Here is a 16,773-nt window from a genome sequence, read left to right on the forward strand (position 1 = left end):
GGCTGACGCTTGCTCGCACTTGGTCATATCGGCTGCTCAGCACGGTCGCGATTCCGATGGGCAGCAAAGATCTCGACGTGGAACTGAGCGGTCGGCTCGACGCGTTGTGCGCGATGCTGCACGAGGAACCGTTCACCACCGCGGTCGTCGAACAGGCCGGCGCGGATCTCGCGCGCCTCGGGCACCTCGGCCGGGACGGCCTGAAGTGCACCGCGGAGGTGCTCGGCAAGGGGTTGCTCGCGCTGCCGGAGTTCCAGCCCGTCGAGCGGTACGCGGAACGGGTCGTGCTCGCGATGGGCGCACTCGGTGCCGGTTTCACCGCCGCGAACACCGAGTCGGTGCTCACGCAGCAGGAGGTCATGCAGCGGTCGTTGCTGAAGGCGGTGCGCGACGCGAACTGGAACCTCAGGGAGAGCGAGGCCCGGTTCAACGAGGTGGTCACGTCGTCGACCAACGGCGTGCTGATCGTCGACCTCGAAGGCAGACTGCTGCGGACCAACGCGGCGACCGGCGACATCCTCGGGTACGCCCAGGAGGAGCTCGTCGGGGTGCCGCTGCTCGATCTCATCGCGCCCGGCTTCGCCGAGATGCTGCACAACGCGATGGCAGAACTGGTCGACGGTGCGGTGGAGCGGGTCAGCCAGTCGCAGCGGATGGTGCGCAAGGACGGTGAGGTGGCGCAGCTGACGCTGACCGCGTCGCTGCTGCGCGGTGCCGACGACGCGCCTGCCCACTTCGTCGTGGTGGTGGAGGACGGCACGGAACTGGCGTTGCTGCAGGGCGAGCTCAAGCGGCAGTCGTTGCACGACGTGCTGACCGGTCTGCCGAATCGCCAGTTCTTCACCACGCAGCTGGAGATCGCGCTGCGCAACGCGGATTCCGAGCACGGCGTCACGATCTTCCACCTGGACCTCGACGCGTTCGGCATGGTCTGCAACGGCTTCGACGGCCGCGTCGCCGAACGGTTGCTGCAGCACGTCACCCAGCGGCTGGAAGTTCTGCTGGCGGGCGAGAAAGCGATGATCGCCCGGCTCGGCGGTGACGAGTTCGGCGTCCTGATCGAGAACGCGGCGGCCACGCCGAGCATCGGCGTGATCATGAAGAGCATCAACGACGACCTGCTCGAACCGGCCTATGTGGACGGTCGTGGACTCGCGGCGTCCGTGAGCGCGGGTGTCGTGCACCGGCCGGACCCAGACTGGGAACCGTCCGAGGTGCTGCGCGCCGCGGAACGAGTGCTGCGCAAGGCCAAGAAGGGCAGACGCGGGCAGTGGGAGCTGTTCCACGCCGGCCAGGACGCCGAGGACCGCCGGAACGACGCGGTGGCCGTGGAGATGCCGGGTGCGTGGGAGAACGGCGAGATCGTCGTGCGGTACCGCCCGGTCGTGCGCCTCGGCGACGGTGAGATCGGCGGCGTCGAGGCGGTGCTGCACTGGGATCGGCCGGGTGCGGGCCCCCTGGAGCACGACGTGTGCCTGGAGCTGGCCGAGGCCACCGGGTTGATCCTGCCGCTCGGCGAGTGGTTGCTGCGGGTCGCGGCGGGCCAGTCGGCGTGGTGGCGGCAGCGCGGGCAGTTCGACCAGCCGCTCGTCGTGCGGCTCACCGCGCACCAGTCGGCCGACGCTGATCTGGTCTCACGCGTGGTGGGAGCGCTCGAGGAAACAGGGCTCCCGTCCGACCGGCTGATGGTCAGCATGCCCAGCAGGGCGCTGCCGATGGCCGACGCGGCCGACGACTTCACGGTGCTCGACCGCATCGGCGTCCTGACCGCGATCGACGACTTCGGGCTCGGCCCGCGGGATCTGGCGTGGCTCTCCGAGTTGCCGGTGAGGTCGGTGCTGGTGCCGCCGGACCTGACGAGGAGTCAGGACGCCCGCTTCGCCGTGCTGGTTCCGGCTGTGCACGAGTCGGGTGTGCGGATCTGCGTGGACGGCGTCGAGACCGCGGACCAGGCGAAGTGGTGGACGGAAGAGGGCGCCGACCTCGCGATCGGCGCCCACCTCGGAGCTCCGCTGGACGCGGGAGACTTCCTCAAGAAGATCTAGTGGCGTGGCGCTGCCACGCGACGACCGCGTCGTGGTAGCGGGTCGAGTCGGGCGCGAAGTTGAAGCAGTGGCCGTAGCCGGTGAGGACGAACGCGTCGACTCGCGGTGCCTGCGCGTAGAACGGCCTTTCGGACGCTGCCAGCGCTTCGGAGGACGAGCAGTCGGAACCGAGCGGCGGGGTGCCGCAGAAGTAGTCGGACGGCGTCTGGACGCTCATCACCGGCACGGTGATGGCGCGACTGGCCGGAATCACGAGGTTCACCATCAGCGGCGTCGTGACCAGTTCACCGGCCGCGAAAACGTCCTTTGTGGACTCGTCGTAGGCGACGACGGCCGGGTTCAGCGCACCCGGCTTGTGGAACGAGGTGTAGCGGGATCCCGGTGCCGTCGTCAGGTAACCGGGATCCAGGCCGAGCTTGCTCAGCTGCGGGTCGAGCGTGACCGGGATCGAGCCGGCGATCGCGGGCAACGCCTTGAGGTAGTCCCACTGGTTGGTCATCCCGGTGACGAGCACCCCGTCGACGTCGCGGTACGTGGCGGCCTCGGCGATCGCGATCACGGAGCCGAGGGAGTGGCCGCCGATGAGCACCTTCTGGAACTGCGAGCGCATCCGCTGGACCACCTTGTGCACCGCGTCGGCCTGGCTCGGCACGGTGACGAGCGCGCTCAGCGGCCTGGTGCTCCTGCCGGTGCCGATCCGGTCGACCGCCATGGTGGCGATGCCGGCGTGGTTCATCGCGAGCCGGACCGAACGGACCTCGGGGTCGAGCGGGATGTCCCAGTACGCACTGGTGTAGGTGGCGCCGGGAACGAGGACCTGGACCGTGGTCGCGCCCCGGGGGACGCACAGCTTGCCGTACATGGTCTGCTGGGCGAGGCCGGAGCTCACCGGTGTCTGGACGTCCTGGCAGGTGGTCTCGACGGCGTTCGCGGGAGCGGGCACGGGGACGAACAAAGCGAGCACAGCGACGGCACAGAGCCGACGGAGACGCATGGGAGAACAACCTCCGGCTAACGGGGAACGACCTTCATCAGGAGGTCGATGGGGTACACGGCGTTGGTGAACTTGGTGCGCACGGGCCGGTCCGGGACGAGCCGGTAGCGCGAGCAGACGGTCGCCACCGCGATGACGATCTCGGTCAGCGCGAAGTGGTTCCCGATGCACTGGTGGATCCCGCCGCCGAACGGGACGAACGCTCCCTTGGGCAGTTGCCGGGCGCGTTCAGGAGTCCAGCGGTCCGGGTCGAAGCGCTCGGGATCGGGGTAGTGCTGGGGGTTGTGGTGCATGGCGTGCGGGCTGATGATCAGCTCGGTGCCGGGCGCCAGGTGGACGCCGCCCAGGTCCACGTCCTCCACGACGCGCCGCATGAGGAGCCAGAGCGGGTACTTGCGCAGCACCTCGGTGGCGACCTGGCCGACGTAGGTCAGCTTCGGCACGTCGTCGAACGTCACCGGACGCCCGGACAGCACCTCGTCGATCTCGGTCAGCACCCGCTGCTCCACCGCGGGATTGGCGGCGATCTCGTGGAAGATCCACGCCAGCGCCAGCGCGGTGGTCTCGATGCCGGCCGACAGCAGGGTGATGACCTCGTCGAAGACCTGCTGGTCGGTCATCGGTTCACCGGCCTCGTCCCTGGCCAGCATCAGCGTCGACAGCAGGTCGCCGTGATCGGTGCCGTCGGCCCGCCAGCTCGCGATGACCTCCTGCACGATCGCGCGCATCCGGGCGATCGCCGCGTCGAACTCGCGGTTGGCCGGGATGGGCAGCTTCTCGACGAACCCCGGTGAGAGCGCGCGCACGATGCCCTTCTCGACGATCGTGGAGATCGAGCGGCGAGCCTCGTCGATCGCGCGCTCGCCGATCTCGGTCGAGAACAGCGCCTCGCCGACGATCGTGATCGCGAGGCCCTGCATGTCCTCTTCGATCCGCCGCACCTCACCGGGCCGCCAGTCGTCCACCAACTCCCGCGTCGCGCGGATCATGGTGTTCGCGTAGCCCGCGATCCGGTCGCGGTGGAACGCCGGCTGCATCATCCGGCGCTGGCGCAGGTGGAAGGGTCCGTTCGACATCGCGAGCCCGTTGCCCATGAACGGCCGGAACTTGTCGAACATCCGCCCTTTGTGGAACTTGGGCGCGTCGGTGACCAGCACCTGGTGCATCAGTTGGGGGCTCGCCACGAACACCGTGCGCATCGGCCCGAGATAGATTTCGACCAGATCACCTTGAGCGCGTAAATTCGAGGTGAATTGGAATCTTTTCCGCAACATCGGCAGAGTGTGCCCGAGAAATGGCAGCCTGCCGGGCGCCACCGGGACAGACATCATCGCTCCTCGCGACGTGGAAAGAGAAAGTCAACCCTAGGAGTCATTCGGCCCACAGTGACAGTGCCCGATCGGGTGGCGTGTGTTCACACGTGCGGACCAGCCGCGGGCCCGTCGTGCCTGCCTAAGCTTGTGCGTCCGCAACCTGAAGAGGTGGTCGTCGTGGCCGACGAGAAGAGCTGGGTTCCACAGAGCGTGGACGTCTCCGTGCCGAGCGCGGCGAGGCTGTACGACTACATGCTCGGGGGTGCGCACAACTTCGCGGTCGACCGCCTGGCGGGTGACCGGATGGAGGCCGTGATGCCGCACGCGCGCAGTGCGGCCAGGGTGAACCGGGCGTTTCTCGGCCGCGCGGTGCGGTTCATGGTCGACCAGGGCATACGCCAGTTCCTGGACATCGGCTCCGGCATTCCCACCGTGGCCAACGTGCACGAGGTCGCCCAGGAGGCAGCTCCGGAGTGCCGGGTCGTGTACGTGGATCGCGATCCCGTGGCCGTCGCGCACAGCGAACTGATCCTCGCCGGCAACGACCGCGTCCGCGTGCTGCAGGCCGACCTGAGGGATCCGGACAGCATCCTGAACAGCCCGGAAGCGCGTCTGCTGGACTTCGACCAGCCGATCGGCGTGCTGATGCTGCTGATGCTGCACTGGGTGCCGACGGAGTTCGATCCGTGGGGGCTGTTGAAGCACTACCGCGAGGCGTTGCCCAGCGGGAGCTACCTGGCGATCACGCACTTCGCCGACGACCACGACTACGAGCCCGTCAAGATCGCGGCCGCCAACATCAACAAGGCGGGCGGTGACCAGGCGGTCGAGCGCAGCCGGGACGAGATCGCCGCGTTCTTCGGTGATTTCGAACTGGTCGAACCGGGACTCGTCAAATTCGCCGAATGGCGACCCTCCGGACCGGGGGACATGTCCACTGATCCGGCGATCAACCGACTCGCGTACGCTGGAGTCGCACGCAAGCCATAGAGAATCCCGATCGAGTGATGTTGATTCACACTGCCGGTCGAGAAGAAACCAACACTCCGTGGGTAAGATGCCGAGCATCTGAGCCCATTGCGAGGCAGCCCTGAGATGGTCAACCCGAGCCGCATTTCAGATGTCACGCCCTCGCCCGAGGACATCGCCAGGGCGCGGCTGACGCTTGCCAGGACGTGGTCGTACCGCCTGCTCGAGACCGTGGCCATCCCGATGGGGCGCGACCTCCTCGACGAGGAACTGAGCACCCGGCTGGACGCGCTGTGCGCGATGCTGCACGAGGAGGCGTTCGCCACCAGCGCGGCGGAGCAGGCCGGTGCGGAGCTGGCGAACCTGGGGTACCTCGGGCACCTCGGGCTGCGCTGCACCGCGGAGGTGCTGGGCAAAGGACTGGTCGCCCTGCCGGAGTGCCGGCCCGTCAGCCGGTACGCGGAACGGATCGCGCTGCTGATCGGCGCGCTCGCGAGCGGCTTCACCAAGGCCAACACCGAGTCCGTGCTGGCACAGCAGGAAAGCCTGCAGAAGTCGTTGCTGAAGGCGGTGCGCGACGCGAACTGGAACCTCAAGGAGAGCGAGGCCCGGTTCAACGAGGTCGTGACGTCGTCGACCAACGGCGTGCTGATCGCCGACCTCGAAGGACGGCTGCTCAGGACGAACGCGGCGGTGGGCGACATCCTCGGATACGCCCAGGACGAGCTCATCGGCGTGCCGCTGCTCGACCTCATCGCGCCCGGCTTCGCCGACATGCTGAGCAAAGCGATGAAGGAGCTGATCAACGGCAGCGCCGAGCGGATCAGGCAGTCGCAGCGGATGGTGCGCGAGGACGGGGAGCCCGCGCGGCTCTCGCTCACGATCTCGTTGCTGCGCGGCGCGGACGACGGGCCCAGCCACTTCGTCGTCACGATCGAGGACGGCACCGAGCTGGAGCTGCTGCAGAGCGAGCTCAAGCGGCAGTCGTTGCACGACGTGCTGACCGGACTGCCGAACCGGCAGTTCTTCACCACGCAGCTGGAGATCGCGGTGCGCACCGCGGATCCCGAGCACGGCGTCACGATCTTCCACCTCGACCTCGACGCGTTCGGCATGGTGCGCAACAGCTTCGGTGGCCGGGTCGCGGAGCGGTTCCTGCAGCACGTCGCGCAGCGGCTCAGGGTGGTGCTGGCCGGCGAGAAGGCCATGATCGCCCGGTTCGACGGCGACGAGTTCGGCGTGCTCGTGGAGAACACGGCGACCACGCCGGGCATCGGCGCGATCATGAAGAGCATCAACGACGAGCTGCTCGAACCGACCTATGTGGACGGTCACGGGCTCGCGGTGTCGGTGAGCGCGGGCGTGGTGCACCGGCCGGCGGTGGGCGCCGAACCGGTTGATCTGCTGCGCGCCGCGGACACGGCGTTGCGCCGGGCCAAGGTGCGCCGGCGCGGGCAGTGGGAGGTGTTCCACCCCGGGCAGGACGCCGAGGACCGTCGTGACCACGCGATGGCCGTGACGATGCCGGGCGCGTGGGAGAACGGCGAGATCACCGTGCGGTACCGCCCGCTCGTGCGGCTGGCCGACGGAGAGATCACCGGTGTCGAGGCGGCCCTGCACTGGGACCGGCCGGACACCGGCCCGCTGGAGCACGACCGCTGCGCGGAGCTGGCCGAGGCCACCGGGTTGATCCTGCCGCTCGGCGAGTGGCTGCTGCGCGTCGCGAGCGGGCAGTCGGCGTGGTGGCGGCAGCGCGGGCAGTTCGACCGGTCGCTCGTCGTGCGGCTCACCGCGCACCAGTCGACCGACGCGGACCTCGTGTCACGCGTGGTGGGAGTGCTCGAGGAGACCGGGCTGGCGGTGCAGGACCTGGCGATCAGCATGCCGTCCGAGGTGCTGCCGGTGACCGATGCCGCCGACAACCTCGCCGTGCTCGCGGGGCTCGGCGTGCACGTGGGGATCGACGACTTCGGGCTCGGACCGCTGGATCCGGCGTCCGTGCCGGAGCTGCCGGTCCGGTCGGTGCGGGTGGCGCGCAGTCTGGTCGCGCGCCGATCTCCTTACGTGACGGCGTTGCTGCCGTTGGTGCGCGAGGCCGGCATCACGGTCGCGGTCGACGGGATCAGCAGCGCGGAGCAGGCGCAGTGGTGGCGCGAGGCGGGAGCCGACTTCGCGACCGGCGACCACTTCGGCACGGCGGGGACGTCCGGTGACTTCCTGAAGAGGCTGGAGCCCCGGTGACCGGACGGGGTCGGGGTCACGTCCGGTCACCGGAGGAGTCTGCTAGCCGGTGAACTTCGCCAGCGCCTTGGTGAATTCGTAGGTCTGCTGGCTGATGCCGGAGCACGAGTCGCTCATCGCTCCGCAGTTGCCCTTGTCCCGGTTGACCGCCCAGAACGAGACGCGGGACAGGTGCTTGGAGTTCGCCCACGTCACGATGTCGCGGAAGTTCTGCGGGGTGACGGTCTCACCGGTGTCGGTCTTGCCGTTCATCGACGACAGGCCGGTGCGCCGGTACGCCGCGTCGTCCGACAGCCCGAACGTGGCCTTGACGTGGTTCTTCAGGCCGTCGACCGCGCTCTTGGTCTTCGCGAACATGTCACCGCCGGTGCCGAAGTCGAACGGCATGACCGCGAACGTGTCGATCGGTGCGCCGAGTTCCTTGGCACGGGTGACCAGGCGTTTGCCCCACGAGTTGGGCCCGGTGCTCTCGGTCGGCATGGTGATGACGACCTTCACTCCCGCGTTGTTCTGCTTGATGATCTTCAACGCGCCGAGCACGCGGTCCTGCACCGTGTTGTTCTCGAACTCCTGGGCCTCGATGTCGATGTCGATCGCCTTGAGCCCGTACGCGTCGATCACCTTCTGGTAGGCGCCCGCGAGCGCCGTGGCCGAGCTGCACTTCTGACCGAGCTTGTTGCCCGACCAGCCGCCGATGGACGGGGTGGCCTCACCGCCCGCCGCGCGGATGTTGCTGATCAGCGTCTTGTCCGACCCGGTAAGCGAGCGAGTGCCGTCCCACTTCGGGTTGCAGCCGCCGTCGCTGAGGATGAACGCGAGGGTGAACGCCTTGATACCCGTCTGCTGCATGACCGACGTGGCGCTGGGCACGCTGCCCCACTGGTAGAGGTAGGGCGCGGCGAGGACGGGGTTCACCGCGGCCTGTGCCTGTGCGGGCAGGAGCATCGCCGTGCACGCGGCAGCGACCGCGCCGACCAGGAACCGCTTCATCAGTCCTCCAAGACTGCTCGTTCCAGGGCGGCGGAGCTGGCAGTGAGGGGGCTTGCAACGTCTTCAAAAATGGACTAGACCACCGCTCTCTGTCAAGAAGGTAGTCGAAAACCGGGTACTGCTCCGTCCGGCGGGCATCGCTGATCTTGTCGGTGCAGCGTGGTGAAATCGGGACGTGGCACTCGCACCCCAGCTGGTCCGCCGGAAGCCGGAGACGCGCCCGCGTCCCCGGTGGGACGACGCTGCCCAGCGCGTTTTCTCGCACGAGGGCGGCTTCCTGCGCGTTCTCGGAGGTCCCGGCACGGGCAAGACGACGTTGCTGGCCGAGCTGGCCGCGCACGTCGTGCTGGAACAGGGGGCCGATCCGGAGAACGTGCTGGTGCTCACCGCGAACCGGCGCGCGTCGGTGGCGCTGCGGGCGCACATCACGCGGTTGCTGACAGGTCGGTTGTCCGCTGTCCGCGAACCACTGGTGCGGACCGTGCACTCGTACGCGTTCGCGGTGCTGCGCAACCAGGCGGTGCTGCTCGGCGAGCCGCCCCCGCGGCTGTTGTCGGGCCCGGACCAGGACGCGATGGTGCGCGAGCTGCTGGCCGGTGACGTCGAACTGGGCGCTTTGAAGTGGCCGGAGCGGTTGCGGCCGGCGCTGGAGCTGCCGGGGTTCGCCCACGAGTTGCGGGATCTGCTGCTGCGGGCGGCCGAACGCGGTCTCGGGCCGGAAGACCTGATCGAGCTCGGTGAGGAGCACGGGCGGGACGAGTGGGTGGCCGCCGGCCGGTTCGGTGCGCAGTACGAGGCCGTGAACCTGTTGTCCGGCATGGACTCCGCCACGGCGTACGCGCCCGCGTACGACGCCGCCGAGCTCGTGTCCTCCGCCTACGCCGCGTTCGTGAACGACGAGGAGCTGCTGTTCACCGAACGCCGGCGGGTGCGGTACCTGCTGGTGGACGACGCGCAGCACCTCGACCCGATGCAGTACTCGCTGATCAGCTCGCTCGGGTCGGGGGCGGCGCGGTTCGTGCTGGCCGGTGATCCCGACCAGGCGATCTTCACGTTCCGCGGCGCCGATCCGGAGATCCTGCGGGACGTGCCCGGTGAGACGGTCGTGCTGCGGCAGTCGCACCGGATGCTGCCCGAGATCCGTGACGCGGTTGCCCGGCTGGCGGCCCGGCTGCCCGGTGCTTCGCCTGCTCGTGTGGTGCTGCCGGTCGACGGCGAGGGGTCCGTGCAGGTGCGGCTGCTCGCGTCGTCCGCGCAGGAGGCCGCGTGGGTGGCGGACCAACTGCGCCGCTCGCACCTGGCCGACGAGGTGCCGTGGTCGCAGATGGCCGTGATCGTGCGGTCGGCGACGTTGTCGTTGCCCGTGCTGCAACGCGCGCTGCTGGCCGCCGGTGTGCCGGTGGCGGTGCCGTCGGACGAGCTGCCGTTGGCGCAGCAGCCTTCCGTGCGCCCGCTGCTGGCTCTCGTGCGTGCCGCGGCGATGCCTGGTTCGTTGGACGAGGACACGGCGGCGATGCTGCTGTCGTCGTCGTACGGCGGTGCGGATCCGTTGGCGCTGCGGCGGTTGCGGCGTGGTCTGCGACGCCTGGAGATGGCCGCCGGTGGCGATCGGCCGAGCGGCGAGCTGCTCGTCGAGGTCGTGGAGACCTCGGACCGGCTGGCCGCGCTGGAGGACGCGGAGTCGCTGCCCGCACGGCGGATCGCGCACCTGCTGTCGTTGGCGCGCAAGGCGATCGAGGCGGGGAAGTCCGTCGAGGTCGTGCTGTGGGAGCTGTGGACGGCCACCGGTCTCCAGGACCGCTGGGTGGCGCAGTCGGCCCGGCGCGGCATGCCCGGGATGCAGGCGGACCGCGATCTGGACGCGATCGTGGCGCTGTTCGAGGCGGCGGCGAAGTACGTCGACCGGCTGCCGGGTTCCGGCGTCGCGGGCTTCGCGGACTACCTGGAGTCGCAGCGGATCGTCGGCGACACGCTGGCCGCCGCGGCCCCGACGGGCGAGGCGGTGTCCGTGCTGACGGCGCACTCGGCGGCCGGACGCGAGTGGGAAGTCGTTGCGGTGCCAGGGGTTCAGGAGGGCAGCTGGCCGGATCTGCGGCTGCGCGGCACTGTGCTGGGCGTCGAACGCATGGTGGACGTGCTGGCCGGTCTCGAACCGTCGGTGTCGGCGGTGGCACCGATCCTGGCGGAGGAACGCCGGCTGCTGCTCGTGGCGGCCTCGCGAGCGCGCTCGAAGCTGCTGATCAGCGCCGTGCGGGGCGAGGACGAGCAGCCGTCCCGGTTCCTCGACGAGATCGAGTCGTCCGCCGAGGACGAGCGGAAGCTGCACCGGCCCCAGCGCGGTCTGGTGCTGGGCGAGCTCGTCGGTGAGCTCCGCCGCGTCGTGTGCTCGGACTCGGAGGACCCTGACCGCAGGTCTCGTGCAGCCGTTCAGCTGGCCAGGCTGGCCGAGGCCGGCGTGCCGGGAGCCCACCCGGAGTCCTGGTACGGCTTGGCAGACGTGTCGGTGGACGCTCCACTGTGGACGGAGGAGCAGAAGGTCAGCGTGACGCCGTCGACCATCGAGGTGATCACGAAGTGCCCGCTGCGCTGGGTGGTGGAACGGCACGGCGGCCAGGACCCGGCCGAGCTCGCCTCGGTGACAGGCACACTGGTCCACGCCTTGGCACAGGCCGCGGCATCCGGTGCCGACGCGGCCCAGCTGAGGGTGAAGCTCGACGAGGCGTGGGCCGCCGTCGACGCGGGCGCGCCGTGGTTCTCCCGCCGCGAACGCCTGCGCGTCGAACGCATGCTGGACACGTTCCTCGCCTGGCTGACCATGAGCCGCAGCCAGCTCACCCAGGTCGCCGTCGAGGAGGAAATGGTCGTCGAGGTCCCGAAACGCGACGGCGGCCCGTGGCTGCAGGTCCGCGGCCGCGTCGACCGCCTGGAACACGACGAGGACGGCCGCCCGGTCGTCATCGACATCAAGACCGGCAAGAGCCCGGTGTCCCGCGACGCCTCGCAGGAACACCCCCAACTCGCGGTCTACCAGCTGGCGACGTCGCTGGGCGGCTTCACCCACATCGGCCTGGGCACCGAACCCGGCGGCGCCCGCCTGCTGTACGTGGCGAAGGAGGACAAGAAGACAGGAGCCGTGGAACGCACCCAGGCCCCGCTGGACGAACAGGGTGTCCGAGCCTGGCTGGAAGTGGTGCAGGGCGCAGCCGAGTCGGTGCTCGGCCCGGAGTACACGGCGCGGGAGAACGCCGACTGCGACCGCTGCCCGGCCCGCACGACCTGCCCAGTCCACCCGTCGGGGCGACAGGTGAGTGAATAGGTTGACCTGCACGTTTCGTTCGTTCGAGCGGCCGCCGGACACACCGGGCCGGGCGGTGCGGCCGGCCGTGAGGCAGGTAGGAAGATGTGTCGGTGACGTTGCACAGCGCCCTTGACCGGACTGCCCACTTGCGGGGAGTGCGGTCCGGGGTGTTCGAGCGGCGCGCGGTGTCGGAGCGGCGCGCGCCGGGTGGGTGCACGGACGGCTACCGCGGTTCCTGTCCCACCGGCGGCCGAGCCCTCAACCGTTCCCGCCTCGCCACCTGCGTCCGCACCTGGCCCTGCGCCGCTACCCCGCACACGCTCCCCACCACCAACCCGCCCCACCACCACGAGCTCCCCCGATGACCGTCAGTCCCTTCGAGATCGCCGAAGCCCTGGGCCTGAACAAACCGACCCCCGAACAGGCCGAGGTCATCGCCGCGCCCGCCCAGCCCGCGCTGGTCGTCGCGGGTGCGGGTGCGGGCAAGACCGAGACGATGGCCGCGCGCGTGGTGTGGCTGGTGGCGAACGGTCTCGTGCTGCCGGACCGGGTGCTGGGCCTCACGTTCACGCGCAAGGCCGCGCGGCAGCTCGCGGACCGGGTCCGGGCGCGTCTGCGCAGGCTGGCCGGGTCGCCGTTGCTGGACGAGCTGGATCCGAGCGGCGAGCGGAAGATGGCTGTGCTGACCGGCGAGCCCGTGGTGCTGACGTACCACGCGTACGCCGGGCGGCTGGTGTCCGAGCACGGGTTGCGGCTGCCGGTCGAGCCGGGCGTGCGGCTGCTGACCGAGACGGCGTCGTGGCAGCTCGCGCACAGGGTGGTGTCGACGTGGGCTCGCGACCTCGACACGGACAAGGTGCCGGCGACGATCACCGGGTACCTGCTGCGGCTCGCGGGGGAGCTGGGCGAGCACCTCGTGACGCCCGAGGCGTTGGAGGCGCACGCCGCGGAGTTCTGCGCGTTGGTCGAGAACGCTCCGCGCGCGCCTCGCCAGCGGGACGCGTTGCCGGAGAAGCTGCGGGAGGTCGTTGCGGCACAACGACTCCGCGTGGCTCTGCTGCCGTTGCTGGAGGCCTATCAGCAACGCAAGCGCAAGGAGGCCGCTCTCGACTTCGCTGACCAGATGTCGCTGGCCGCGCAGCTCGCCGGGTTCAAGGAGGTGGCGTCCGGCGAGCGCGAGCGGTACGGCGCGGTGCTCCTCGACGAGTACCAGGACACCGGACACGCGCAGCGTGTCTTGCTGCGGTCGCTGTTCGGACTCGGCGAGCCCATGCCGGTGACGTCCGTGGGCGACCCCGCGCAGGCGATCTACGGCTGGCGCGGGGCGTCCGCCGCGAACCTGCCGCGCTTCGCCGAGGACTTCCCGCCGACGCGGAAGTTCGGGCTGCTGACCAGTTTCCGCAACCCTCCCGAGGTGCTGGAGCTCGCGAACGCGGTGTCGTTGCCGCTGCGGGAGGCCGGGCTGGACGTCGAAGAGCTGCGCGCGCGTCCTGGTGCCGGGCCGGGTGACGTCCGGCTGGCGTTGCACTCCGACATCCGGCAGGAGCTCGACTGGCTCGCGGACAACGTTGCGGCGCAATGGGAAGCGCACCTCGACGCCGAGGGCGTGCCACCGACGGCGGCGGTGCTGGTGCGGCGGCGGTCGGACATGGCGGCGATCGCGTCGGCCCTGCGCGAGCGCGGGCTGCCGGTCGAGGTCGTCGGTCTCGGCGGGTTGCTGGACGAGCCCGAGGTGCGGGACCTGGTGTCGGCGCTGCGAGTTCTCGTCGACCCCTTGGCGGGAACGGCGGCCGCCCGCCTGCTGACCGGCTCGCGCTGGCGGCTGGCCGCGGTCGACCTGGCGGCGCTGTGGTCGCGGGCGCGGGAGCTGGCGGGCGTCGCGCCACGACAGTCCGTTGTGGACGATCCACTGCTGGTGCTCGCGGACGCGTTGCCGGGCGAGCACGCGGAACAGGCAGGCCTCGCCGACGCACTCGACGACCCCGGCGACCCCGACGCCTACTCGCAGGACGGCTACCGGCGGATCCGGCGGCTGGGCGGCGAGCTGGCGGCGTTGCGGCGCAGGCTCGACCAGCCGTTGCCCGAGCTCGTGGCGGACGTCGAACGCACGCTGCTGCTGGACATCGAGTCGATGTCGCGACCGGGCATGGTCGGCCGAGCCCACCTCGACGCCTTCTCCGACGTGGTGACCGACTTCGCGGCCGCGTCCCCATCGGCGACGCTCCCGTCGTTGCTCGACTACCTCTACACCGCCGAGCACGCCGAAGACGGGCTGGAGCCGGGCGAGGTCGAGGTGTCCGAGGACCGCGTGCAGATCCTGACCGTGCACTCGGCGAAGGGCCTGGAGTGGCACATCGTCGCGCTGCCGCACCTGGTGCGCGACGTGTTCCCCGGCCGCAAGAAGTCGTCGTGCTGGCTCAAGGCCGTCACGGAACTGCCGGCCCCGCTGCGAGGCGACGCGGCCGACCTGCCGTCGCTGCGGCTGTCCGCGGGCTTCAACCGCAAGGAGGTCGACGAGGCGCTGACCGTGCACGCCGAGGAGTTCGAGGACCGCAGGCTGGTCGAGGAACGCCGCCTCTTCTACGTCGGCGTGACGAGGGCCGAGCACAGCCTGCTGATGTCGGGCCACTGGTGGGCCGAGGCGGGCGACAAACCCAAGGGCCCGTCGGTGTTCCTGCAGGAGATGCACGAGGTCCTGCAACGCGACAACCCGCCAGGCGACATCAGCCTCTGGGCTCCCGAGCCCGACGCGGACACCCCGAACCCGCTCGCCGAGGACGTGAAGAGCTCCCAGTGGCCGGCCGACCCCCTGGGCAAACGCCGAGACGCCGTGGTCGAAGGCGCCGAGATGGTCCTGGCCGCCCTGGACGCCCTGCGCAACGCCCCGCCGGAGCCGTTGCCGCTGATCTTCGAAGAACCCGTCGTCGTCGAGGAGGACTACCCGCCGCCTCCCGACGAGCCGCCGGACGACGACTTCCCGCCGGAGCCCGAACCGCTCCCGGACGACGTGGTGCCCGACGACCCGGAGATGCCGGAGGAGGACGACCCGGACGGCTGGGCGCGAGACGTCGACGTGCTGCTGGCCGAACGCGCGGCCTCCCAGAACCGTCGCGAACAGGTGGAGCTGCCCGACCACCTGTCGGTCTCGCAACTCGTGGAACTGGCCAAGGACCCGGACCTGCTGGCCCGCAGACTCCGCCGCCCGCTCCCGTTCCCCCCGAACCCGCTGGCGCGCCGAGGCACGGCCTTCCACACGTGGCTGGAAAACCGCTTCGGTGCGACCCGCCTGCTGGACCTGGACGAACTACCAGGCGCCGGCGACGCCGACGCCTCCCCGGACGCAGACCTGGAACGCCTGAAGGAGGCGTTCCTGCAGAGCGCGTGGGCGGACCGAACCCCGCACGACGTGGAGGTGCCGTTCGAGACGGAGTTCGAGGGCATCTCGGTGCGCGGCCGCATGGACGCCGTGTACCGCGACCCGGACGGCTGGACCGTCATCGACTGGAAGACCGGCGCCGTGCCGGACGCGGAGGCGCTGCCGGCCCTGTCGGTGCAGCTGGCGGCGTACCGGCTGGCGTGGGCGGCGCTGACGGGGGAGCCGTTGGAGCGGGTGCGGGCCGCGTTCCACTACGTGCGGCACGATCACACGGTGAGGCCGGCGGACCTGCTGGACGAGCAGGGGTTGAAGGACCTGATCCGGTCGGTGGAGTCGTGACGGGCGGCGTTCGCCGTGGAGTCGAGACGGGCGGCGTTCGGCTGGAGTTGTGACGGCCCGGGGCGATAGCTGCGGAGTCGCGGCGCGCGGTCGGCCGCTAGCAAGTCGACACGCGCGGTTGGTTGCGGAGGTCGACACGCGCGGGGTTGGCCGCCGGGCGGTTGTGACGGTCGGGTCTGCCTCTGTGGAGTCGTGACGGGGCCCTGCCGTTGCGGGTCATGATCGCGAGTTGTCCACAGGGTGCGGCTTTGTGACCTGCGGATACGGGTGCTCGACTAGGCTGTGGACAGCCGGGAACCCAAAGCGGTTTTCAATCGTTGCGTGACAAGGAAGCGCGCGGGGGAGCAGCAGGCGAGCTGGGGCAGGACGGCGGACTCGTTCCGGTCGGCCGAGTTCTGGCGAGTTCCGGTCGGGGGGCATGCCGAGTCTGGGCTGGCGCAGCTTCGCCCCCGCACCCTGGGTCAGGGCAGGGCTCGTTCCGATCGCCCGCGCGAGTCAGGGCTGCGGGCCGCGAATCAGCACTGCGGGCCGCGAGTCAGGACTCTGGGCGAGGCGGGTCAGGACTGCGGGCCGCGAGTCAGGACTGCGGGCGAGGCGGGTCAGGACTGCGGGCCGCGAATCAGCACTGCGGGCGAGGCGGGTCAGGACTGCGGGCGAGTCCCGGCCGGCGCGTGCGACTCCTTCAGCACCCGCTCGTACAGCACCTTGAGCAGCCAGCGTCCGAACAGCGACGGTCCGAACTCCGGTGAGCGGTCCTCCGGCGGGACCATCAGGTTGGCTGAGGTGTCGTCGCCTACCACCACGCCGATGCCGTAGTAGTCGAGCTCGATGTACGACCAGGCCTGGGACTCGTCGGAGCGGGGGAGCATCACCGCGCACGGGGCCAGGGTCAGCAGTGTGCCGCACGACTGGAGGGCGCGGTCCGTCGTGGACTCGCTCACCAGGACGCCGACCAGTTCCACCGCTGCCACCGGGAGGCGGTCGTGGGCTGCTGGCTCGAACCACGAGCGGAACCACGACGGGTCGGCGCGGGGTGGCCAGCCGTTCTGGGTTCTCCACTCGTGCACTTCCGGCAGCAAACGCACCACCGCGGACACCTGCTGGCCCAGGACGGCTACGTCGGGTACGACGACTCCGTCCCAGCCGAGCGCTGTTGCGGCGCGCTGAAGAAGCGTTTGCACAGGGCGCATCCTAAGGGTTCCTCGCGC

9 protein-coding genes are annotated in these 16,773 nt (G+C 70.2%); 5 read left to right on the forward strand and 4 right to left on the reverse strand.

Annotation, left to right across the window (positions count from 1 at the left end):
- The first annotated feature begins 56 nt into the window (after window positions 1-56).
- Window positions 57-2,045 carry a putative bifunctional diguanylate cyclase/phosphodiesterase gene (locus AOM45_RS38845; protein ID WP_236703988.1) on the forward strand — a complete coding sequence of 663 codons (1,989 nt, stop codon included), beginning with the start codon at window positions 57-59 and terminating at the stop codon, window positions 2,043-2,045.
- On the opposite strand, the gene AOM45_RS38850 is transcribed toward AOM45_RS38845, so the two are convergent.
- Together AOM45_RS38850 and AOM45_RS38855 are read right to left on the reverse strand one after the other, a co-directional pair.
- Window positions 2,032-3,039, reverse strand: a complete 1,008-nt coding sequence (locus tag AOM45_RS38850) for an alpha/beta hydrolase (RefSeq protein WP_030472715.1) — start codon at window positions 3,037-3,039, stop codon at window positions 2,032-2,034. The two genes, AOM45_RS38845 and AOM45_RS38850, sit on opposite strands and share 14 nt — an antisense overlap.
- Window positions 3,040-3,056: 17 nt before the next feature.
- On the reverse strand, window positions 3,057-4,367 hold the full coding sequence (locus tag AOM45_RS38855) for a cytochrome P450 (protein ID WP_030472714.1): 1,311 nt from the start codon (window positions 4,365-4,367) through the stop codon (window positions 3,057-3,059).
- A 162-nt stretch (window positions 4,368-4,529) separates the two neighbouring features.
- On the opposite strand from AOM45_RS38855, the gene AOM45_RS38860 reads away from it, so the two are divergent.
- Both AOM45_RS38860 and AOM45_RS38865 read left to right on the forward strand, forming a co-directional pair.
- Window positions 4,530-5,342 (forward strand): SAM-dependent methyltransferase, encoded by an 813-nt coding sequence (locus AOM45_RS38860; protein ID WP_030472713.1) that lies wholly within the window; start codon window positions 4,530-4,532, stop codon window positions 5,340-5,342.
- Between the two features lie 105 nt (window positions 5,343-5,447).
- On the forward strand, window positions 5,448-7,562 hold the full coding sequence (locus tag AOM45_RS38865; protein ID WP_030472712.1) for a putative bifunctional diguanylate cyclase/phosphodiesterase: 2,115 nt from the start codon (window positions 5,448-5,450) through the stop codon (window positions 7,560-7,562).
- Between the two features lie 42 nt (window positions 7,563-7,604).
- Here AOM45_RS38865 and AOM45_RS38870 read toward each other — a convergent pair whose 3' ends face one another.
- A complete protein-coding gene (locus tag AOM45_RS38870; protein ID WP_030472711.1) occupies window positions 7,605-8,552 on the reverse strand; it encodes a chitinase in 948 nt (315 codons plus the stop codon).
- 175 nt (window positions 8,553-8,727) lie between these two features.
- On the opposite strand from AOM45_RS38870, the gene AOM45_RS38875 reads away from it, so the two are divergent.
- Both AOM45_RS38875 and AOM45_RS38880 read left to right on the forward strand, forming a co-directional pair.
- Complete coding sequence (locus AOM45_RS38875; RefSeq protein WP_051784588.1) at window positions 8,728-11,868, forward strand: ATP-dependent helicase; 3,141 nt, start codon at window positions 8,728-8,730, stop codon at window positions 11,866-11,868.
- 343 nt (window positions 11,869-12,211) lie between these two features.
- Entirely contained in the window at window positions 12,212-15,565 is a 3,354-nt protein-coding gene (locus AOM45_RS38880; protein ID WP_035913358.1) for an ATP-dependent helicase, read from the forward strand.
- 641 nt (window positions 15,566-16,206) lie between these two features.
- Here the strand turns inward: AOM45_RS38880 and AOM45_RS38885 are convergent.
- Window positions 16,207-16,746: a hypothetical protein gene (locus tag AOM45_RS38885; RefSeq protein ID WP_174517955.1), complete on the reverse strand. Its 540-nt coding sequence runs from the start codon at window positions 16,744-16,746 to the stop codon at window positions 16,207-16,209.
- Between the last annotated feature and the right edge of the window lie 27 nt (window positions 16,747-16,773).

The organism is Lentzea aerocolonigenes (genome assembly GCF_000974445.1).
In the GTDB taxonomy this organism is placed as follows: domain Bacteria; phylum Actinomycetota; class Actinomycetes; order Mycobacteriales; family Pseudonocardiaceae; genus Lentzea; species Lentzea aerocolonigenes.

What these genes read in the sequence shown, in the direction of transcription:
- AOM45_RS38855 (WP_030472714.1), bottom strand. Translation starts at nt 4,367, where the DNA reads ATGTCTGTCCCGGTGGCGCCCGGCAGGCTGCCATTTCTCGGGCACACT.
- AOM45_RS38865 (WP_030472712.1), top strand. Translation starts at nt 5,448, where the DNA reads ATGGTCAACCCGAGCCGCATTTCAGATGTCACGCCCTCGCCCGAGGAC.
- AOM45_RS38850 (WP_030472715.1), bottom strand. Translation starts at nt 3,039, where the DNA reads ATGCGTCTCCGTCGGCTCTGTGCCGTCGCTGTGCTCGCTTTGTTCGTC.
- AOM45_RS38880 (WP_035913358.1), top strand. Translation starts at nt 12,212, where the DNA reads ATGACCGTCAGTCCCTTCGAGATCGCCGAAGCCCTGGGCCTGAACAAA.
- AOM45_RS38870 (WP_030472711.1), bottom strand. Translation starts at nt 8,552, where the DNA reads ATGAAGCGGTTCCTGGTCGGCGCGGTCGCTGCCGCGTGCACGGCGATG.
- AOM45_RS38845 (WP_236703988.1), top strand. Translation starts at nt 57, where the DNA reads ATGGGCAGCAAAGATCTCGACGTGGAACTGAGCGGTCGGCTCGACGCG.